At 50.2% G+C, this 21,359-nt stretch carries 21 protein-coding genes and 1 tRNA gene; 14 read left to right on the forward strand and 8 right to left on the reverse strand.

The features are described 5' to 3' along the window. Window positions 1–210 precede the first annotated feature (210 nt). Entirely contained in the window at window positions 211–645 is a 435-nt protein-coding gene (locus tag AC566Q_RS13695) for a hemerythrin domain-containing protein (protein WP_499607092.1), read from the forward strand. A gap of 10 nt (window positions 646–655) precedes the next feature. Further along, window positions 656–853 (forward strand): hypothetical protein, encoded by a 198-nt coding sequence (locus AC566Q_RS13700; RefSeq protein ID WP_499607094.1) that lies wholly within the window; start codon window positions 656–658, stop codon window positions 851–853. A gap of 12 nt (window positions 854–865) precedes the next feature. On the opposite strand, the gene AC566Q_RS13705 is transcribed toward AC566Q_RS13700, so the two are convergent. The 7 genes from AC566Q_RS13705 to ftsH form a co-directional block, all read right to left on the reverse strand. Next, the gene (locus AC566Q_RS13705) at window positions 866–1,039 is read right to left on the reverse strand and encodes a YqaE/Pmp3 family membrane protein (RefSeq protein WP_105936821.1); all 174 of its coding nucleotides are present in this window, start codon (window positions 1,037–1,039) and stop codon (window positions 866–868) included. A gap of 66 nt (window positions 1,040–1,105) precedes the next feature. Continuing rightward, window positions 1,106–1,190 (reverse strand) — tRNA-Leu (locus AC566Q_RS13710). A 20-nt stretch (window positions 1,191–1,210) separates the two neighbouring features. Then, the gene (gene secG, locus AC566Q_RS13715) at window positions 1,211–1,564 is read right to left on the reverse strand and encodes a preprotein translocase subunit SecG (RefSeq protein WP_105936820.1); all 354 of its coding nucleotides are present in this window, start codon (window positions 1,562–1,564) and stop codon (window positions 1,211–1,213) included. A 12-nt stretch (window positions 1,565–1,576) separates the two neighbouring features. Next, window positions 1,577–2,311 (reverse strand): triose-phosphate isomerase, encoded by a 735-nt coding sequence (tpiA, locus tag AC566Q_RS13720; RefSeq protein WP_240622065.1) that lies wholly within the window; start codon window positions 2,309–2,311, stop codon window positions 1,577–1,579. Window positions 2,312–2,424: 113 nt separating this feature from the next. Then, window positions 2,425–3,771 carry a phosphoglucosamine mutase gene (gene glmM / locus AC566Q_RS13725; RefSeq protein WP_105936818.1) on the reverse strand — a complete coding sequence of 449 codons (1,347 nt, stop codon included), beginning with the start codon at window positions 3,769–3,771 and terminating at the stop codon, window positions 2,425–2,427. 14 nt (window positions 3,772–3,785) lie between these two features. Next, the gene (gene folP / locus AC566Q_RS13730; protein ID WP_499607098.1) at window positions 3,786–4,607 is read right to left on the reverse strand and encodes a dihydropteroate synthase; all 822 of its coding nucleotides are present in this window, start codon (window positions 4,605–4,607) and stop codon (window positions 3,786–3,788) included. A 72-nt stretch (window positions 4,608–4,679) separates the two neighbouring features. After that, a complete protein-coding gene (ftsH, locus tag AC566Q_RS13735; RefSeq protein ID WP_499607101.1) occupies window positions 4,680–6,626 on the reverse strand; it encodes an ATP-dependent zinc metalloprotease FtsH in 1,947 nt (648 codons plus the stop codon). 611 nt (window positions 6,627–7,237) lie between these two features. Here ftsH and yhbY point away from each other — a divergent pair. Further along, window positions 7,238–7,531, forward strand: a complete 294-nt coding sequence (gene yhbY / locus AC566Q_RS13740; protein WP_105936815.1) for a ribosome assembly RNA-binding protein YhbY — start codon at window positions 7,238–7,240, stop codon at window positions 7,529–7,531. An 87-nt stretch (window positions 7,532–7,618) separates the two neighbouring features. Then, window positions 7,619–8,395: an SDR family NAD(P)-dependent oxidoreductase gene (locus AC566Q_RS13745; protein ID WP_499607103.1), complete on the forward strand. Its 777-nt coding sequence runs from the start codon at window positions 7,619–7,621 to the stop codon at window positions 8,393–8,395. A gap of 59 nt (window positions 8,396–8,454) precedes the next feature. Here AC566Q_RS13745 and AC566Q_RS13750 read toward each other — a convergent pair whose 3' ends face one another. Beyond that, window positions 8,455–10,836 carry a Lon protease family protein gene (locus tag AC566Q_RS13750; protein WP_499607107.1) on the reverse strand — a complete coding sequence of 794 codons (2,382 nt, stop codon included), beginning with the start codon at window positions 10,834–10,836 and terminating at the stop codon, window positions 8,455–8,457. Between the two features lie 137 nt (window positions 10,837–10,973). On the opposite strand from AC566Q_RS13750, the gene AC566Q_RS13755 reads away from it, so the two are divergent. The 10 genes from AC566Q_RS13755 to AC566Q_RS13800 all read left to right on the forward strand — a co-directional run bounded on the left by AC566Q_RS13755 (window position 10,974) and on the right by AC566Q_RS13800 (window position 21,276). Further along, window positions 10,974–11,492, forward strand: coding sequence for an SRPBCC family protein (locus AC566Q_RS13755; protein WP_499607110.1), 519 nt, complete (start codon window positions 10,974–10,976; stop codon window positions 11,490–11,492). Between the two features lie 183 nt (window positions 11,493–11,675). Next, window positions 11,676–14,279 (forward strand): leucine--tRNA ligase, encoded by a 2,604-nt coding sequence (leuS, locus tag AC566Q_RS13760; protein WP_499607112.1) that lies wholly within the window; start codon window positions 11,676–11,678, stop codon window positions 14,277–14,279. Continuing rightward, complete coding sequence (locus AC566Q_RS13765; protein WP_499607115.1) at window positions 14,279–14,797, forward strand: LPS-assembly lipoprotein LptE; 519 nt, start codon at window positions 14,279–14,281, stop codon at window positions 14,795–14,797. The genes leuS and AC566Q_RS13765 overlap by 1 nt, the downstream gene beginning before the upstream one ends. A gap of 4 nt (window positions 14,798–14,801) precedes the next feature. Beyond that, the gene (holA, locus tag AC566Q_RS13770; protein WP_499607117.1) at window positions 14,802–15,842 is read left to right on the forward strand and encodes a DNA polymerase III subunit delta; all 1,041 of its coding nucleotides are present in this window, start codon (window positions 14,802–14,804) and stop codon (window positions 15,840–15,842) included. Then, a complete protein-coding gene (gene nadD, locus AC566Q_RS13775; protein ID WP_499607119.1) occupies window positions 15,842–16,486 on the forward strand; it encodes a nicotinate-nucleotide adenylyltransferase in 645 nt (214 codons plus the stop codon). The genes holA and nadD overlap by 1 nt, the downstream gene beginning before the upstream one ends. Window positions 16,487–16,506: 20 nt before the next feature. Beyond that, window positions 16,507–16,824, forward strand: a complete 318-nt coding sequence (gene rsfS, locus AC566Q_RS13780; protein ID WP_105936807.1) for a ribosome silencing factor — start codon at window positions 16,507–16,509, stop codon at window positions 16,822–16,824. A gap of 29 nt (window positions 16,825–16,853) precedes the next feature. Continuing rightward, complete coding sequence (rlmH, locus tag AC566Q_RS13785; protein WP_499607122.1) at window positions 16,854–17,324, forward strand: 23S rRNA (pseudouridine(1915)-N(3))-methyltransferase RlmH; 471 nt, start codon at window positions 16,854–16,856, stop codon at window positions 17,322–17,324. Between the two features lie 3 nt (window positions 17,325–17,327). Beyond that, window positions 17,328–19,235 carry a penicillin-binding protein 2 gene (gene mrdA / locus AC566Q_RS13790; RefSeq protein ID WP_499607125.1) on the forward strand — a complete coding sequence of 636 codons (1,908 nt, stop codon included), beginning with the start codon at window positions 17,328–17,330 and terminating at the stop codon, window positions 19,233–19,235. Next, on the forward strand, window positions 19,232–20,347 hold the full coding sequence (gene rodA, locus AC566Q_RS13795) for a rod shape-determining protein RodA (protein ID WP_499607128.1): 1,116 nt from the start codon (window positions 19,232–19,234) through the stop codon (window positions 20,345–20,347). The genes mrdA and rodA overlap by 4 nt, the downstream gene beginning before the upstream one ends. 38 nt (window positions 20,348–20,385) lie before the next feature. Continuing rightward, window positions 20,386–21,276 (forward strand): septal ring lytic transglycosylase RlpA family protein, encoded by an 891-nt coding sequence (locus AC566Q_RS13800; protein ID WP_499607130.1) that lies wholly within the window; start codon window positions 20,386–20,388, stop codon window positions 21,274–21,276. Window positions 21,277–21,359: the final 83 nt, after the last annotated feature.

The raw sequence follows: 21,359 nt of genomic DNA on the forward strand, positions 1-21,359 counted from the left end.
GGGTAACTATTACCCTTGGCCTTCCCTTTAACTCCCACCAAAACAGAAATACCCATTTTAAATCAAACATATAGCTTCGGGCACAGGTATTGCAAACAGGTATTGCAAAATACTAGTCAGAGAGTAACAAACGGTAACCCGCTGGAAGACTCAATTAGTCACACATAACACGTTATGGTTACCATCTGAACAACTAGTCAGGAGCACCTTATGAACATTTTTGAAGCATTACGTCAGGATCATGAAAAGCAACGTTTATTACTAAAGATCTTAGTAGAAACACATGGCGACACTGCCGCTCGTCGTGAATATTTCGATGAGCTGAAGGACGAACTGGAGCGTCACGCAACAGCCGAAGAACGTCACTTTTACGTACCGCTTATGGATGATGACAACGCAGTTGAACTGTCTCGTCATGGTATCGCAGAGCACCACGAGATTGATAAATTAGTGGAAAAGCTCGATGGCACGGAGTTTAGCTCTCCCGCCTGGTTACGTTTTCTTAAACAACTTAAGGAGCAGGTTGAGCATCACCTTGACGATGAAGAACAGGAATTTTTCCAGATTGCCGGCCGCATCCTCAATGAGAAGCAGAAAAAAGCGCTCGGTGAGGCTTATCGTGACGAAATGAGCGAACTGGCCTAACAGGATACGGATGATGAAAATGCTGAAGCTGGCGATTTATCTGATGCTAGGTGTACCAGTGGTCACGCAGCTGTTTTTGCTGCTCTCACCACTGCAGAAGAACAGCTATGGCCTGATGGTGGCAGGCCTGCTTTTGCTACTTATTTTAATCAGCCTTTCGCTCACCCTTACACAATTCGTGTGGCGGGCCCATAGTGACTCGGCCTAATCCCGCGGGAAGTTAACGGCTCCGATGTCTAGTAATTACTGTATAGAGCGCATGTACCGCCCCCGGTACAAAACCGAGCATGGTAAGTAGCACATTTACCCAGAACCGACGGGTTATTCCAGCGGACAGGTAAACCGCCAGTGGTGGCATTAACACAGCAATCAAGGCCATAAGATAGATATTCATTAGTTTCACCCTACCCTGACAATGTTTCAGGCATAAAAAAACCACCCTTCTGGGTGGTTTTTTATTTGGTGCGGAAAGCGGGACTTGAACCCGCACGGCCGAAGCCACCACCCCCTCAAGATGGCGTGTCTACCAATTCCACCACTTCCGCAAAATCGTTTCTATATGCCCTTAGTTAGGCGTATCACCGGTGTTATCTTCAACCGGTACCGCTGGAACATCGGTATCAGCCGGCGCAGCCTGCTGAGTTGCCGGAACTTCCAGGTTTTCCCACTCATCAGGCGCTTTTTCCTGACGAGCAGTAATATTACCCAGTAACAGGCTGATGACAAAAAATGCCGTTGCCAGAATACCTGTGGCACGAGTCATAAAGTTACCTGAACCGCTTGAGCCGAACACGGTATTAGAACCGCCGGCACCAAAAGAAGCGCCCATATCGGCACCTTTACCCTGTTGAATCAGCACAAAGCCAATTAACAGCAGTGCTACAATCAGGTATGCAACCAAAAGCACTTGATAAATCATTTTCTATCCTCGTTAGCCTGCCGCCTGGCAAACTTGTCTAAATTCTTCTACTTTCAGGCTTGCTCCGCCAATCAGACCACCGTCAATATCCGGCTGAGCAAATAATTCTTTCGCATTCGATGCTTTAACGCTGCCACCATAAAGGATTTGCATCCCTGATGCCAGATCCTCACTGAAGCTGGCTAAATGCCCGCGTATAAACGCATGAACGTCCTGAGCCTGTTCAGGTGTGGCTGTTACACCGGTACCGATGGCCCAGATAGGCTCATAGGCAATCACCGCTTTGCTTAATTGCTCTGCTGACATCAGGCTTGTTAATGCATCAAGCTGAGCAGCTAAAAAGCTTTCCAACTCACCCACTTCGCGGGTTTGCAGCGATTCACCGATACAAATAATCGGTGTCAGGCCACTGTTGATTGCCTTTAAGGCTTTCTCAGCAACCAGTTTGCTCGTCTCGCCATGGTCATCACGACGTTCTGAGTGACCGACAATGACATACTTACAACCAAACTCAATCAGCATTTGAGCTGAGATATCACCGGTATGTGCGCCGTTATCAAGCTCACTTACCGTTTGTCCGCCAAGGGCGAAGTCAGCGCCGGCAAACTCACTAAGATAACACGCTGGCGGGCATATTATTACCTCTACCGCTGCGCTATCAACACCATCCATTAGTGTAGAAAATTCTTTAACCAATGAACGGCTGCCGTTCATCTTCCAGTTTCCAGCTACGATTGGCTTTCTCATGTATCGTCTTCCAACTGTGTTTGACTTCATCCCGGCGTCAAAGCGGGCGTGATATTAACTATTCCCTTACGATTATACAAGTAAAAAACCGCAAAATATTGAGCTAAAACAGACTAACTGGACACATTACGAACAGCATCGGCGATTTTCTCCGCCCAGGTCGTAGAAGCCAGTTCATCATCTGACTCAACCATAACCCGAATTAACGGTTCAGTACCACTCTTGCGTAACAACACGCGGCCCTGTTTACCCAGTGCACTTTCGGCTTCTGCTTTCGCCGTTAGTACCTCATCGCTGTTTAACGGATCGCTATCGGCGTTTTCAAACCGGACGTTGACCAGCGTTTGTGGGAATTTTTCAAAACCACTGGCTAAATCGTGCAATGTCATATTGGCGCGCAGCATGGCAGAAATAACCTGCAGGCCGGCAATAATCCCGTCGCCGGTAGACGCCAGGTTGAGGTTAAGCACGTGCCCTGAGTTTTCACCGCCGATGGTCCAGTTTTTCTGCTGCAGCAATTCCATTACATAGCGGTCACCGACTTTAGAACGTTCAAAAGGCACGCCCAGCTTATTCAGCGCTATCTCAAGGCCAAGGTTACTCATCAGGGTTCCTACTACACCACCGCCATTGAGACGGCCGCCTTTTAACGCGTCGCGAGCAATAATGAATAACACCTGGTCGCCATCAATGACATTGCCCAGATGATCCACCATCATGATACGATCACCATCGCCATCCAGGGCAAAGCCTAAATCGGCTTTGTGTTCCAGCACGGCCTCAACCGTTGAGCGCATACTGGTGGCGCCAACGCCTTCGTTAATATTCAGGCCATTGGGTTTAGTACCCAGTTCAATAACCTCGGCACCAAGCTCAGCCAGTACATTCGGCGCAATGTGATACGTAGCGCCATGAGCACAATCTACCACGACTTTGAGCGCCTGCAGGGATAACTCAGACGGAAAGGTACCTTTGCAGTATTCGATATAACGGCCTGCTGCATCATTAATCCGGGTGGCTTTACCCAGTTTATTCGATGCGACACAGGTCATTGGTTTATCCATCATCTCTTCAATGGCTATTTCAATGTCATCATCGAGCTTAAAGCCGTCAGAAGAGAAAAACTTAATACCGTTATCATAATAAGGATTGTGCGAGGCACTGATCACAATGCCTGCTTCAGAGCGAAACGTTTTAGTCAGGTAGGCAATGGCCGGGGTTGGCATTGGCCCCAGTAAACCACTATTGATACCGGCCGCCGACAGGCCTGCTTCAAGGGCTGATTCCAGCATATAACCGGAGATTCTGGTGTCCTTACCTATCAGTACCTTATTAGTACCATGGCCGGCCAGCACCTTGCCTGCCGCCCAACCCAGTTTAATGACAAATTCCGGGTTAATGGCACTTTCACCCACTTTGCCGCGGATACCATCAGTACCAAAATATTTTCTCGCGCCCATAACGTATTTCCTAATTATAATGTATTCATATAGCTGGCGACTTTCACAACATCGGCAGTTTCCTCGACGTCGTGTACTCTTATTATTTGTGCGCCTTTCAGCGCCGCAATGGTTGCCACTGCTAAACTTCCTGCCAGCCTTTTATCCACCGGCTGACCGGTTAAATTCCCTATCATGGATTTGCGCGACATGCCCACCAGTAACGGCATATTAAACTGGTGAAATCGCTCAAGTTCATTTAATAACTGATAGTTGTGTTCAAGAGTCTTACCGAAGCCAAACCCCGGGTCAAGCAGGATTTTATCCCGACTAATACCAGCCGCTTCGCAAGCTGCAATTTGCTGGGTGAAAAAGGTTTCGATGTCAGTAAACAAATCCGCATAATGTGGACTGGCCTGCATAGTTCTGGGCTGCCCCTGCATATGCATCAGGCACACCGGTACGCCATATTCAGCCACTACCTCACGACAGCCGGGCTCCTGTAACGCCCGAACATCATTGATCAGATCGCCACCGGCGGCCAGCGCTTCGCGCATTACCGGCGCTTTACTGGTATCAATGGATATAACAATATCAGATTGGGTCCGAAGGGCCTCCACTACAGGTACTACCCGTTCGAGCTCCTCATCAAGGCTGACATCCGGGGCCCCCGGGCGGGTGGACTCTCCGCCAATATCAATTATCGTCGCGCCGGCCTCTTCCATCGCCCGGGCCTGCTCAAGCGCAGCTTGCAGGGTATTGTGCTGACCACCATCCGAAAAGGAATCGGGTGTAACGTTTAAAATCCCCATCACCTGGGGCTGAGAAGTAGATAAGGTTATCGATCTGATTTGCATAACGGATAATAGCTTACTGTAAATACAAAAAAGCGCCGGGATTACCGGCGCTTTTAATTAATTGTCCGAGGCTTAGCCCGGCAGGTCACCCGGTTTACCAACAGACGGCTTATCAACACCATCATCAGTAATCTCGCCTTCTTTGCTGGGTGCACCACCACTTGGCTTATCGCCACTTGACGGACGGTCATCCCAACCGGCTGGTGGTCGCACATCGCGACGCGCCATCAGGTCATCAATCTGTTTGGCATCAATGGTTTCGTACTTCATCAGTGCATCTTTCATTGTGTGCAGAATGTCGATGTTTTCTTCCAGGATTTGCTGGGCACGGTCGTAGTTACGATCGATCACAGACTTGATCTCCGCATCAATGGCACGGGCAGTGTCATCAGACATGTTTGATGCCTTTGACATAGATTTACCCAGGAACACCTCACCTTCGTCTTCGGCGTATAGCATTGGTCCCATCTTGTCTGACAGTCCCCATTGAGTCACCATCTTCCGGGCAATATCGGTAGCTCGCTCGATATCGTTCGAGGCCCCGGTAGTCACCTTGTCGTTGCCATAAATGATTTGCTCAGCAAGACGGCCGCCAAACAAGCTGGAAATCATACTCTCCAGGTGTTGTTTGCTGTGGCTTACCCTATCCTGTTCCGGCAGATACATAGTCACACCTAGTGCGCGACCGCGTGGAATGATAGATACTTTGTAAACCGGATCGTGCTCTGGCACTAAACGCCCCACGATGGCGTGGCCAGCCTCGTGGTAAGCCGTCATGGTTTTCTCTTCTTCAGACATCACCATAGACTTACGCTCAGAGCCCATCATTATTTTATCTTTGGCTTTCTCAAACTCTTCCATCGATACCAGTCGACGGTTAGCTCGCGCAGCAAATAGCGCCGCTTCATTTACCAGATTAGCCAAATCGGCACCAGAAAAGCCAGGCGTACCACGGGCGATTACCGATGGTTCAACATCGTCAGCAACCGGTACTTTACGAACGTGTACTTTAAGGATCTGTTCACGACCACGAATATCCGGCAGACCAACAACCACCTGACGGTCGAAGCGACCAGGACGTAACAGAGCCGGGTCAAGCACATCCGGACGGTTAGTCGCAGCGATAACAATGATACCTTCGTGACCTTCAAAACCGTCCATTTCTACCAGCATCTGGTTAAGGGTTTGCTCACGCTCGTCGTGACCACCACCTAAACCAGCACCACGCTGACGGCCAACGGCATCGATTTCGTCGATAAAGATAATACAAGGCGCCGCTTTACGGGCCTGTTCAAACATATCACGCACCCGTGATGCACCAACACCAACAAACATTTCGACGAAGTCAGAACCGGAAATGGTAAAGAACGGTACTTTGGCTTCACCGGCAATCGCTTTTGCCAGCAGGGTTTTACCGGTACCAGGAGGGCCTACCATCAATACGCCCTTCGGGATCTTACCACCCAGTTTCTGGAACTTGGAAGGGTCGCGCAGGAAGTCTACTAACTCGGATACATCTTCCTTGGCTTCGTCACAACCGGCAACGTCGGCAAAGGTCGTTTTAATTTGATCTTCACTCAGTAAGCGCGCTTTGCTCTTACCAAATGACATTGCACCACGGCCACCGCCGCCCTGCATTTGTCGCATGAAGAATATCCACACGGCGATAAGCAGTAACATTGGGAACCAGGAAATGAAAATTGACGTCAGGATCGACGGCTGCTCAGGTGGCTCACCCAACACGCGGACGTCCTGCTTGACCAGATCAGAGATTAGCTGATCATCAAAATACGGAATGAACGTTTTAAATGTCTCGCCTGAGCGCTTCACACCACGAATTTCGTTTGTGTCGCTGCTTATCCGCACTTCACGAATTGTGCCTTGCTTCACTTCTTTAAGAAATGTGGTGTAGTCAGTTTGTGCCCGGCCAGATTCGCTGGGAGAAAAACTTTGGAAAACCGCCATTAAAACTACTGCGATCACCAACCACAAGATTAAGTTTTTTGCCATGTCGCTCAATGCTACTAACCTCTGTAAAAATCATCCGGTCTCAATGTGACGCTATATTGCGCCACTAAAAACAACCGGTGAGTGTCTCAAAAACGCGATAACTAAGCCTACTATACTTTATAATCGCTTGCTACCTAATACGCTTCTCTGTAACGCGCTCCGGGCAGATCCGATGCGCGTAATTTAATGGTTCAGGCGATGTTTTGATTGATGCTGAAAAAATCACCTGAATACTTCCTGCACTGTTACGCTGTAAGACTGCAAATCTGTTGGCAGGTTCCAGTCATTTACCGCGTAACACCGCTGTTAATGGTAACCCCAACTCTCTGATGAATCTCGCCCGGTAATCTTTAGCCACCGTGCAGTTCTACCCTTTCTACGGGGTAAACAATCAATCTGTTCAATCCAAAGACTAAAAGTATTTCGCCAATTGCACCTTGCCAGTCAAGCTAGTTGATCAATAACTGATTGAAATGTTCAATTAATCAACGGTTAGCCCTGACTTGCTGCGTCTTTTTTGTCTTTACCGTACGATCTCATTAGGATTGTAGTCGAGATGGCGTTAGAATACGCTTTTTCAAGACAGACTTTGCACTTAAATTGTAAGAAAAACTTAAATAATGAAACTTTCAAATAAACAAAAGCAATTCCTTAAAGGCCTCGCCCACCCGTTAAAACCCGTTGTTCAGCTTGGCGGTAATGGTTTAACCGAAGGTGTACTGGCCGAAATCGACAACGCGCTGAACCACCACGAATTAATCAAGGTAAAAGTACCTTCGGATGATCGTGAAGAAAAGGCGCTAATTATGGACGCTATTATTCGCGAAACCGCCAGCGAGAAGCTACAGGTAATTGGCCACACGCTGATTCTGTATCGCCCCAGCGAAGAGTGTAAAATTCAGTTGCCAAAATAAGTTATCCCATCACTTCCTGCACATTCCCTTTCCGTAAACGTTAGGTAAAATAAGTTTAACATTTTACTAACAATAAACGGAGTTGCAATGCAGATAGCCAACCATACAGCTGTGATCACCGGCGGGTGTTCAGGGCTGGGCCTGGCGGTTGCCAAACAGCTGGTGTCAATGGGCGCCAATGTTGTTCTTATCGATATCAACAGTGAAGCCGGCGCCAGACAGCAAGCTGAGTTAGGTGCTGACAACACGCTGTTTATCAATGCCGATGTCACCAGTGAACAAGCCATCAGTAAAGCGCTGGATAGTGCCGTGGAGCGCTTTGGTGCAATTCATTTTTGCGTAAATTGTGCCGGTATCGCCCCGGCGGAGCGTTTACTCAATAAACAGGGCGAACCCGCCAGTCTGACGCGTTTTAATGAGACTCTGTCAATTAACCTCAGTGGCACCTATAACGTGGCGCGGCTGGCCGCGGCGAAGATGGCAGAAAATGCTCCCCACCCAGACACGGGCGAACGCGGCGTGATCATCAACACAGCGTCCATCGCCGGTTACGAAGGCCAGATTGGCCAAACCGCTTACGCAGCAAGTAAAGCAGCAATTATTGGCTTAACACTGCCAATGGCAAGGGATCTGTCGAACCTGGGAATTCGGGTGAACAGCATTGCGCCGGGCGTGATGGGCACACCACTACTCACAGCTATGCCGCAACAGGTGCAGGACGCGCTGGGTGCAAACGTGCCTTTTCCGGCCCGCCTTGGTAGCCCGGAAGAATTTGCCCACCTTGCCCAGCATATTTGCCAGAATAGCTATATTAACGGCGAAACCATTCGTCTGGACGGTGCATTACGCATGCAACCAAAGTAACTCAAGGTTGAAGCTGAAAAATCGGGCTGCAGGCCAGCCCGCTATGTAACATGCCGGCTTTATTCTTCTGCGCCATTCACTGTACAGGCAATCTGATACAAGCGCTTAACGGCCAGGTCATTTACGGTATTTTTCGGATACCGGCCACGACTTGACAGGACACCGGCTTCTTTCTCCATCAGCAGTTCAAGCGCATCATCCACGGTTTCCACACTGTAGATAGCAAACTGACCTTTTTTCACCGCATCCACTACAGCTTTATCGAGCACCAGGTGACGAACATTGGATTTGGGGATAATCACGCCCTGCTCACCATTTAAACCGCGGTGCTGGCAAACATCGAAGAAGCCTTCAATTTTTTCATTAACGCCGCCCACGGCCTGCACTTCACCGTACTGGTTAATGGAGCCGGTGACCGCCAACGACTGCCGGGCAGGAATATCAGTAATAGCTGAAATCAGCGCCACCAGTTCGCCTAAAGAAGCGCTGTCGCCGTCGATATAGCCGTAAGATTGCTCCAGGGCAATATTCGCGGATACGGTTAACGGAAAGGCCTGCGCGTATTTGTTACCGAGATAACCGGTGAGTAGCATTACCCCTTTCGAGTGGATCGGCTGTCCCAGTTCGACTTCCCTCTCAATATCCACCACCCCACTGGCACCGGCATAAACCGTTGCGGTGATCCGTGCCGGCGTGCCAAACGCCGTATCACCAATGTCCATTACCGTCAGGCCATTTACTTTACCGATAGCATTACCATGCGTTGCAATGAGTACCTGGCCTTCCTTTATATCGTTTAGTAACGAGGTACTAACACGGCCGGTACGGCGTTTCTTAGCCATCAGAGCCGAATTCAGGTGACTTAAATCAATTTGCTTATCACCCACTTTTACGCAGAAATAATGGGCCTCATTGAGCAATTCTATGACATCGGCAAAATGGGCCGACAGCTTTTCCTGATGTTCTGCCATGCGCAAAGAATATTCAACCAGGCGGTACATGGCAGGCTGGGTAATTCCCTTCAGGCCAAGCTGAATGATTTTCTTGCGCACCCGACCAACAAAATCAAACAGGTTTTGCCGGGTTGCGCTGATTTCATGGTCAAAATCAACCAGTACCCGAAACAGTTCATTAAACTCTGAGTCGTAATCCTGCAAGGTATAGTACAGGTCGCGGGAGCCCATCAGAATGACTTTTACTTTCAGCTCGATGGCCTGGGGCATCAGTGTCATGGCACTGGCCATGCCTACGTCCTGTTGCGGTAAGTCCATTTTTAACTTACCAAACTTGACCGCCAGTTTAAGTGCTTCCCACACGTAGGGCTGATGTAGCAGTTGATCGGCGTCGAGCAGCAGATACCCGCCGTTGGCCTTGTGCAGTGCACCCGGACGGATCATTTTATAGTTGGTGTACATTGCCCCGCCCAGATGGGTGTACTCAATTAAGCCAAACAGATTCTGATAAGTCGGGTTGGGCTCATAAACCACCGGCGCACCGCCTTCCAGACTATGTGCACAGATAACATTTGGCAAAAAATGCTCTTCGAGTATTTCCCGGCGGTCCCGTTCATCCAGTTTTTCAGCTTTGGGTTCTTCGGTCAGAAAAGCAATCACCGCTTCAATCAGGTGAGACTTTAACTGGCGCAGGTGTTTAAGCACCCCGAGGTCACCAGAATACTTATGTTCCAACTCCTTAAGCAGTGGTCGGATACCGTGTTCTGCAGTATCCCGGTTCAGCTTGCGTAACTGCTCTGAATTTTCCCGCTTCCACACGGGTAACGACAGCAAACTCTCGCTTAGCCGGTTTTCCAGCTCATCGATTAACTTGTAAAACCCTTCGCGCTGCTGTTCGGTGAGTTGGGCAAATTCACTGTCATCAATGGGTTTATTATTTACAATGGGGGCAAAGCTTACGGTGCCCTGCTCTTCATGCATGGCCACTGAATTAGCCTGGGCAAAGCGTTCAACACTATTGATGGCTTCATCGTATTTTTGTTCAAAGTGCCTGGCAATTGCCGCTTTTTTACGCTGATATCCAGGGTTATCAAAGGCCGCCGGGAAGGTATCGAGCAATTCATCCACCAGATTGGCCATATCCCGGGCAAATTCCCGCGCTCCGCCCGGGTGCATGCGCAGCACAAGAGGCTCGCGTTCTTCCTCAAAATTGTTGATAAAACACCAGTCATCGGGCGTGGCCAGCTTACTTACATGCCGTTCGATGTATTCCTTAACCAGGGTGAATCTGCCCGTGGCATGCTCGCCCATCACATAAAGATTGTAACCGGTAGAATCGATATTTAAACCGAAGGTGAGCGCCTCGCGGGCCCTCTCCTGACCTATAAAGGTCGAATTTAACGCCGCGTCATCCTTAAGTGCCTGATTGATGGCGCGACGATTTATATTGGGGGTGAGCTGTGTGGCAGGTAACCGCTCCCAGGTCATAGCTATATTCTTCTTTATCTAATCTCACTACAGTGAATCCTGAATCCCCTTGCCTGTCAAACCCTAAACTTGTGTTTGCTCAATTTCCATACTAGCCTGAGCCATTGACTCATAACCCCATGTTTGGAACCTCCATAATGAAGTTAGTAGCCTTGTTTACCTTGCTGCTGAGTACTGCCTGCTTCGCCAAACCAGAAGTTATTGCCGTCAGTGAGAACGGCTTTATTGTTGAGAATAAGGTCCATATTGCTGCACCGGCGGATGAGGTCTGGCGTGCACTTATCACTGATATTGATAAGTGGTGGCCGAAAAGCCACAGTTGGTGGGGCGAAGAAGGCCAATTCACCCTGCAGGCAAACGCCGGTGGATGTTTTTGTGAAGTAGCAGGAAATCGCTCCGCACAGCACATGCAGGTCGTATTTGTCGATCCACTAAAATTACTCAGAATGACCGGCGGCCTCGGCCCCTTGCAGGGCATGGGCGTGTTTGGCTCGCTGGACTGGGTATTTGAGTCAGTGTCCAATGGTACTCAGATTACCCTGACCTATCGTGTACAGGGTTTTACACCCGATGGCTTTAGCAAACTGGCGCCTGTGGTAGCCGAGGTGCAGGGTTTGCAGTTACAGGGCCTGGCAAATTACCTCGCAAACGATTAAATTACGGTCAATTGAGCCAAATATTCCGCTTCATTCGGTTCCGCCTATTGTGGCATACGCCACCGCTAAGTTATTCTATGGGGTTATTATACCCATAATCTACTGGTGGTGGTGTTTAGACTCTTTTTCACACCTGCCGCCGGTACAGTTGTTAAAGTTAAATAAAGCGGAAGCCTCAGGTAAATGGCCGAAAATCAGTACAACCCACAAGAAATCGAAAGTGCGGTGCAGCAGCACTGGCAAGATACCAATGCCTTTAAGGTGACAGAAGAGCCGGGTAAAGAGAAGTTTTACTGCCTGTCTATGTTCCCCTACCCCAGTGGCCGCCTCCACATGGGACACGTGCGCAATTATACCATCGGTGATGTAATCAGCCGTTTTCAGCGTATGCAGGGCAAAAATGTACTGCAACCCATGGGATGGGATGCCTTTGGTCTGCCAGCAGAAAACGCGGCAATTAATAACAATACCGCGCCGGCCAAATGGACCTACTCAAATATTGACTACATGAAAAACCAGCTTAAATCGCTGGGCTTCGGCTACGACTGGGACCGTGAAGTCGCCACCTGTAAGGCAGACTACTATCGTTGGGAGCAGTGGTTCTTCACGCGCCTGTATGAAAAAGGCCTGGTTTATAAGAAAAACTCCACGGTTAACTGGGATCCGGTAGACCAAACCGTGCTCGCCAACGAACAGGTTATTGATGGCCGTGGCTGGCGTTCAGGCGCGGTGGTTGAACAAAAAGAAGTCCCCCAGTGGTTCATTAAAATCACTGATTACGCCGAAGAGCTGTTACAGGATCTCGAACAACTGGAAGACTGGCCGGAACAGGTTCGGGCTATGCAGGCTAACTGGATTGGTCGTTCTGAGGGCGTTGAAATTACCTTTAAGATGGCTGAGCAAGTTAATGATGTCAGCGATTTAACGGTTTACACCACGCGTCCGGATACCTTTATGGGCGTCACCTATGTTGCCGTGGCTGCGCAGCATCCGCTGGCCGAGGCCGCCGCGCAGAACAATGCCGGTGTTGCTAAATTCATCGACGAATGCAAAAACACCAAAGTCGCCGAAGCCGAGCTGGCCACCATGGAGAAAAAAGGCTGTTCAACCGGCTTTTACGTGGTCCATCCGTTAACCGGCGAGCAATTACCAGTATGGGTAGCTAACTTCGTATTGATGGATTACGGCTCAGGCGCAGTCATGGCGGTACCTGGACACGATCAGCGTGACTGGGAATTTGCTACCCGCTACGATTTACCCATCAAGCAGGTTATCGAGCCACAGCAAGGTAGCAATGTCGAATGTGATCTGAGCGCGTCAGCCTTCACCGAAAAAGGCGTACTGATTAATTCTAACGACTTTGACGGACTGGAATTTGACGCTGCCTTTAACGGTATTGCCGACAAACTGGTGGATCTCGGCTGTGGTCAGCGTAAGGTAAACTATCGCCTGCGTGACTGGGGCGTGAGCCGTCAGCGTTACTGGGGGGCGCCTATCCCGATGCTGAATCTGGAAAACGGTGAATCCGTGCCGGTACCGGCCGATGAACTGCCGGTAGTATTACCTGAAGATGTGGAAATGGACGGGGTAACCTCGCCAATTAAAGCCGACCCACAATGGGCCAAAACCACTTACAACGGTGAAGCTGCACTGCGCGAAACCGATACCTTTGACACCTTTATGGAATCTTCCTGGTACTACGCGCGCTACAGCTGTGCGACTACCGATGATGCCATGCTGGATCCGGCCAAAGCTAACTACTGGCTACCAGTTGATCAATATGTAGGCGGTATCGAACACGCTATCCTGCACCTGTTATATTCCCGCTTCTATCACAAATTACTACGTGATGAAGGACTGGTTGAATCTGACGAACCTTACAAGCGTTTGCTGTGTCAGGGCATGGTGCTGGCTGACTCCTACTACAGTGAAGACGAAAAAGGGAAGAAAACCTGGTATTCGCCCACTGAAGTGGCCACCGAAAAAGATGACAAGGGCCGGATCGTGAAAGCCTGGCTAACCGCCGATAATACGCCGGTTCAGCACGGCGGTATGACCAAAATGTCGAAATCGAAAAATAACGGTATCGACCCGCAACAGGTTATCGATCAGTACGGTGCCGATACGGTACGTTTGTTTACTATGTTTGCAGCGCCACCAGAGCAAACGCTGGAATGGGTAGACTCAGGGGTAGAAGGCGCTAACCGCTTCCTGCGCCGTGTCTGGAAACTGGTTAATGATCATCTGGCTGCCGGCACCCCCGGGGAGCTCGACATTAAAGCGCTGGATAAGCCGCAGCAGGCACTGCGCCGTGAACTGCACAAAACCATTGAAAAAGTTAGTGATGATTTGGGCCGTCGTCAGACGTTCAACACGGCGGTAGCCGCGATCATGGAGTTGCTTAACCACCTGCAAAAAGCACCGCAGGAAAGCAGCCAGGATATCGCCTTAATGCGTGAAGCGGTTAACAGCATTGTCTTGCTGTTGAATCCAATCACGCCGCACATCTGCCATCACCTGTGGGCTAAGCTTGGTCATACCAACAGCATTGAAACAGCGCCGTGGCCGGTGGCTGATAAAGACGCATTGGTTGAAGACGAAAAGCTAATCATTGTTCAGGTTAACGGTAAACTGCGGGCTAAAATTACCGTCTCAGCCACTGCCAGCAAAGACGAGCTGGAACAACTGGCTAAAGACCAGCCCAATGTGCAGCAGTTTACCGAAGGCAAGACCATCCGTAAGGTCATTGTGGTGCCCGGTAAGCTGGTGAATATCGTGGCTAACTAATGCGCGGATTAACTGTTATCAGTAAAAGTCTGATCCTGATGATAACCACACTGGCTCTCGCCAGCTGTGGTTTTCATTTGCGCAGCGATAAAACCCTGCCAAGCAACACCGACTACCTGTACGTTCAGGCAACCAGTCAGAACGCACCACTGGTGCGAGCGCTGGAAAATCGCATGAATGTATATCAGATCAAAGGCGGCCCGGAAGCCGCCCCCGGTCTTGAAGAAACAACGATAACCCTGCGCCTGCAACCCGAGTCATTGGATCGCCGGCTACTGTCGGTCTTTGCTACCGGTCAGGTAGCAGAATATGAGCTCATTTATGCTGTTCGCTATACGGTACTGTTTCCCAACGGTGAGGAACTGAAAACCTCCTTTGAAGTATTACGGGAATATCAGGATGACCCCGATCAGGTGCTGGCAAAATCGCGTGAGCTGAATCTGGTGCTCAGTGAAATGCGTCTGGAAGCAGCCGATCGCATGATTCGTTTGTTATCCAGTCAGTACGCGGGGCTTTAATCAGGTGCAGGTTTATCCCGATCGCTTCAGGCAAACCTTAAAAGAGGGTCTAAAGGGCTGCTATCTGGTTTTTGGTGATGAGCCTCAGCAAAAGTTTGAAATTCTACAGGCATTAAGAACAACAGCCAAACAGCAAGGCTTCGATGAACGCACGGTTCTGGTGGCTGATGGCGAGTTTAGCTGGTCACGTTTAATCGATGCGACCCAGAGTATGTCGCTGTTTGCGGCCCGCCAGCTAATCGAGCTTGAATTACCCACCGGCAAGCCCGGTACCGAAGGTGCAGGTATCCTTACCGACCTGGCCGGAAACTTATCGAGCGATACGCTGCTCATCATCCATGGCGGCAGAATTGGCAAGGACGTGCAGCGAACCAAATGGTTTAAAGCCCTCGACGCCATAGGCGTATTCACCATTTGCTATCCGCTGGAAGGCGCGCAGCTGCACAAGTGGATCCAGCAACGCCTGCAATCAGAGTCCTTTCAGTTTACACCCGCCTGCGTGAAGCTCATTGCTGACTTTAGCGAAGGCAATTTGATGGCTGCCGCTCAGGAAATTGAAAAGCTTACCCTGGCCTACCCGGACAAACAGCTGGACGAAGAAAAACTGGCCAGCGCCCTGGTGGATCAGTCGCGCTTCAACGTTTTTCAGCTGGTGGATATCATGCTGCAGGGCGATCGCACCCGCTGCGTCAAAATACTGCAACGGCTGGAAAGTGAAGGCATTGAACCTAATATTATTATCTGGGCACTGGTACGCGAGTGGCAGACGTTGTGGAAGCTGAATCATCTGCAAAACAGCGGTCAGACAATCACCTGGCCGAAGCTGGGGATCTGGAAAAACCGTCAGGGCTACTATCAGCAAGCAATGCAACGGTTGTCTAAACACGATCTGACGCTGATTGGTGAGCAGCTCACCGAAGCCGACCAGCTTTTTAAGCAGACGTCTGTGGTCAGGCCATATATCAAACTTTGCCATTTATGTCTGTTGTTCACCGGTGTGCCGCTGGCGCATATGGCATTTGCTGAAAGTGCAGATACGCTCTGATGCGAGCGATATTAGGGGGGACCTTTAACCCGCCGCATCAGGGCCATATAAAAGCGGGACTGGAAGCCATTAATGAGATTGGCGTTGAGCGGCTGGCTTTATTACCGTGCAAATTACCACCGCATAAAACGGCGCCGGAAACAACCACAGCCCACCGCTTAAAAATGCTTGAACTGGCCTGTGCGGATGAGCCCGCGTTATATGTTGAGCCGTTGGAATTATCCTTACCTGCGCCCTCTTATACAGTAAAGACGCTACAGCATTTACGCCGCACGCTGGGCAGTGAGCCATTGTTTTTTCTGTTGGGTGAAGATTCACTGTATAATCTGCCGAGCTGGTATCATTGGCAAGCATTAACAGACTACTGTCATATTGTGGTTATGCGCAGACCAGCTTCGCCCGGCGAGCCGGATGAAACACTGCGCCACTGGCTGACTGAACGCCAGTGCACGCAATTAGACACGTTTTATCACCAGCCTGCCGGGCTGGTGTATTATACCGACAGTCAGGACTATGCCGTGTCTTCCACGCAATTACGTGATGCGCTGACTGCCGGACAAACAACTGACCGTGTGGTGACTGACTGGCTTAGTCCGGCAGTTCTGCACTATATTAAACAACATAAGTTATACGGCACCATTTAAGGTGTCAGTGAGGAGAACTTTTGCAACACGAGCAACTCAAAGCGTTTGTCTTAGACAAAATTGACGATATGAAAGGACGGGATATCGTTGAATTAAATGTAAAAGGAAAATCAACCGTCACTGATACCATGGTTATTTGTTCGGGTAATTCCAAACGCCATGTCAGTTCGATTGCCGAACATGTGCAGGTAGAAGCCAAGCACGCCGGTCATGCCCCGCTAAATGTGGAAGGCAAGGAAACCGGCGACTGGGTACTGGTCGACTTAGGCGATATCATTGTGCATATCATGCAGGATGAAGCCCGGGATTTTTATCAGTTGGAAAAGCTTTGGGGTTAACTCCCCGGCCGACACGGAGTTAGTAAACTGTGCGCATACAGGTAATTGCGGTTGGTAATAAAATGCCAGACTGGGTGAGCACCGGCACCAACGAGTTTTTGCGTAGGTTCCCGGCGGATATGCCGATAACGTTTACCGAAATTGTGCCGGGCAAACGCGGCAAAAACGCAGATATCAAACGTATCCTGCAAAAGGAAGGCGAAGCCATGATTGCGGCTATTGGTAAGTCCGATAAAGTGGTCACGCTGGAAGTCACCGGCCGCCCGTGGGACACTCCGGCGCTGGCCCGCCAGTTAGACAGCTGGAAAATGGATGGTCGCGATATCAGTTTACTCATCGGCGGACCAGAAGGCCTTGCCCCGGCATGCTGTGAGCTGGCCGAACAACGCTGGTCACTCTCCCCTCTTACTCTGCCGCACCCTTTGGTACGAATCATCGTCGCCGAATCTCTGTACCGGGCCTGGTCTGTTACCCAGAACCACCCCTACCACAGAGAATAATGCATGCCGATTAAGCGTCAGACCATTCGCGACCACACGGCTGAGGCAAACCTGTTTGCCCGCCGGGCAGTGATTGCCGGGCTGGTAGTATTTGCCCTGCTGGCAATGGTGGTGAGTAACCTCTACTTTTTGCAGGTAGAGCACTTTGAAGATTACCAGACCCGCTCAAACGGCAATCGGATTAAAGTGTTGCCTATTGCGCCAAATCGCGGTCTCGTTTACGACCGTAACGGCGTATTACTGGCAGAAAACCGGCCGGTATACAGCCTCGAAATTATCCCCGAGAAAGTCGATAATCTTGAGCATACGCTCATATTTTTGCAGGCGCTGATGGGTATTACTGATGATGAGGTGGAAGATTTCAAACAGTCTCTGCGCGGACAGCGCCGGTTTAAGCCGGTAGCGCTGCGCACCCGCTTAACGGAAGAAGAAGTGGCCCGCTTTGCCAGCCGTAGCCACCGTTTTCCCGGCGTTTCCATCGAGGCGCGCCTGGCCCGTTACTATCCGTATAAAGAAACTCTCACCCATGCCCTCGGCTATGTGTCTAAAATCAATAAAAAAGACCTGCAAAAAATCCAGGAGGCCGGTGAGGAGGCCAACTACGCGGCCACCTATGATATTGGCAAACTGGGCATTGAAAAATATCACGAAGACATTCTCCACGGCGAAGTCGGTTATCAGCAGGTTGAAGTCAACAGTCAGGGCCGGATAATTCGCACTCTGGATGTTCAACCGCCCACTCCGGGTCGCGATATTGTTCTGAATATTGATATTCGCCTGCAGCAGGCGGCGCAGGAAGCGCTGAAAGATCAGCGCGGCACAATCATTATTTCCTCTGCGCATACCGGCGGTATCCTGGCGATGTACTCTAATCCCAGTTACGATCCCAATTTATTTGTGCATGGGATCAGCAGTAAAAATTACTCGGCATTACTTAATTCGCCGGACCGCCCGTTAATTAACCGTGCCACCCAGGGGCAATATCCACCGGCTTCAACAGTTAAGCCGCTGCTGGGATTACTGGGACTGGAAACTGATACGGTGACACCTGAATACTCGATTACCGATACCGGCAAGTACCGCTTGCCCAATGTCTCTCATGTCTGGCGCGACTGGCGTAAATGGGGCCACGGCGAGGTAAATCTGACCCGCGCGGTGGAGGTGTCCTGCGATACGTATTTTTATGATCTGGCCTACGAAATGGGCATCGATAAAATCAGCGATTACATGTCGGAGTTCGGCTTTGGTGATTATACCGGCATCGACTTATACGAAGAGAGCGACGCCAATATGCCAAGTCGAGGCTGGAAACGGGCCCGCTTTAATCAGCCCTGGTACATCGGCGATACCATTGCGGTAGGCATTGGCCAGGGATACTGGACAACGACCCCTATTCAACTGGTTCACGCTACTAATGCGCTGGTTAACTACGGTGCCCGGTTTGTACCGCAGATCCTGCAGGGCTATCGCGAGGCCGACGGCACTATGCAACCTGAACCGCTTAAATTTTTGCGCCCCATCGATATTGTTAACCGCGATAACTGGGATGTCATTCAGGACGCCATGTATCAGGTGGTTAACGGCGAAGTTGGCGGTGCCCGCTTTGCATTTGCCGATACCCCATACATCTCAGCCGGTAAAACCGGTACCGCGCAGTTATTTTCGGTCGCTCAGGGCGAGGAATATGAAGCAGACAAAGTCGACGAGCGTCTGCGCGACAACGCCATGTATATAGGCTACGCACCTTACGATAAGCCGGAAATCACTGTGGCCGTAGTGCTGGAAAACGCTGGTGGTGGTAGTAAAAATGCAGCCCCCATGGCGCGACTGATGATGGATGCTTATTTTGAACTTTATCAGCCGGAACTCTTTGCCGCCGGGCAACAGACTAACAGAGAGTTTTCCCAGTGAAGCGCAGCACGTTAAAAGAAAATCACATCAGCTTTTGGGATCGGATCCACATTGACCTGCCGTTACTACTAGGTTTGTTGGTATTGATGGGAGTGGGCCTGATAACTATCTACTCCGCGGGTGGTCAGGACATGGCACTGATAGAACGTCAGGTTGTCCGTCTCGGCATTGCTATCGGTGTAATGGTCGTGCTCGCTCAGGTGCCGCCCATGGCGTTCAGGCGCTTAAGTATTTACGCATACGGTGCCGGAATACTAATGCTGATAGCAGTGCTGGTATTTGGTGATATTGGTAAAGGCGCCCAGCGCTGGCTTGACCTTGGATTTATTCGCTTTCAGCCGTCCGAAGCGATGAAGCTGGCGGTTCCCATGATGGTGGCCTGGTATATCAGTAAATTCACACTGCCACCACGGCTGCCGCAAATTATAATTGGCTTTATGCTGGTGGTGATCCCCACTATCCTGATTGCCAAACAGCCTGATCTCGGCACCTCCCTGTTGATTGCCAGCTCCGGTGTATTTGCTATTTTTCTGGCCGGCATGAGCTGGCGACTGATCACCATAGTTGCCGGGCTCGGCGGTGCGTTTCTGCCGATTATGTGGTTCTTCCTGATGCAGGATTATCAGAAGCAGCGGGTTATCACCTTTATGAACCCGGAGAGTGATCCTCTGGGAGCCGGTTATCACATCATCCAGTCTAAAATTGCCATCGGCTCTGGAGGACTCGAGGGCAAAGGCTGGTTACAAGGTACCCAGTCCCAGCTGGAGTTCTTACCCGAACGCCACACTGATTTTATTTTTGCCGTGTTCAGTGAAGAGTTTGGCCTAACCGGAGTGTTGCTGTTACTTGCTATTTACCTGTTTATTATTGTCCGCGGCCTGATGCTGGCAGTACGTGCCCAGAACGCTTACAGCAAATTACTGGCCGGGAGTATTACACTGACCTTTTTTGTGTACGTGTTTGTGAATATGGGCATGGTTTCGGGTATTCTGCCGGTGGTTGGGGTTCCTTTACCGCTGGTAAGTTATGGGGGCACATCAATGGTGACTTTGTTAGCCGGATTTGGCATGCTTATGGGCATCGGCACACAAAAACGATTATTGTCGCGCTAATGACCCGGTATTCACTTTTCTTAAGCCTTACTGTAACGATGTTACTAAGCGCCTGTCAGGCGCCGTCACGCTATTCTCAGACCACAGATTCTGCACCGGATTTTGTTTATCCTGAGCCGCTTATGGAAGATGCAGAGCCTAAGTATGAACCTTACCGGGAACAAAACAGCCTACCCTACGAGGTGCTGGGCAAATATTATCGTCCGCTGAAAACGGGTAAAGGCTATACGGCCATGGGGAAAGCCTCATGGTATGGTCAGAAGTTTCATGGCCACATCACCTCTAACGGTGAAGTGTACGATATGTTCGGCATGACAGCTGCGCATAAAACCCTGCCGCTGCCGTCTTACGTGCGGGTAACTAATCTCGATAATCAACAACAGGCTATTGTAAGGGTAAATGACCGAGGCCCGTTTCACTCTGAACGGATCATAGACTTATCTTACGCAGCAGCCAAAAAACTGGGTTTTCATCAGCACGGCACCACCCGGGTAAAACTCGAGGTTATCCATGTCGACAGTGATGATATGGTCACCGTTGGCAATGAACCACCCGTTCCCTACGCGCTGTATGCCGGCGAATTACCTGCCGAGGACGTTCTGCAAACTGCCAGTCAGACTGCCGCAGAAACAGGCCCGGATCCACTGGCCACCGAACAGGGTGACAGTGATGTTTTGAATGAGATAGCTACCAGTCAGGGCTATTATATTCAGGTGGCAGCCCTGTCTGATGCCGACCGCGCAAAAAAGCTGTCGGACGGGCTGTCGTCGCTGTACCAGGTACCGGCCGAGTTTCCCCTCATTGATGATATTTACCGGCTGCGACTCGGGCCCCTGACCGACCGCTTTAAGCTCAATATGTTACTGGATGAACTGAAACAAAATGGCTACCCCGGCGCGTATAAAGTAGCGGCGAGTCTGTCGTTATAAAAATCGCAGAAAATATCTTGCAGCCTCATTGAAATTAAACTTTTTGCCCCGACTCTAGTCCAAGCCTACGGCATACGTTAAAA

The sequence above is a fragment of the Alteromonas sp. H02 genome (assembly GCF_059682525.1).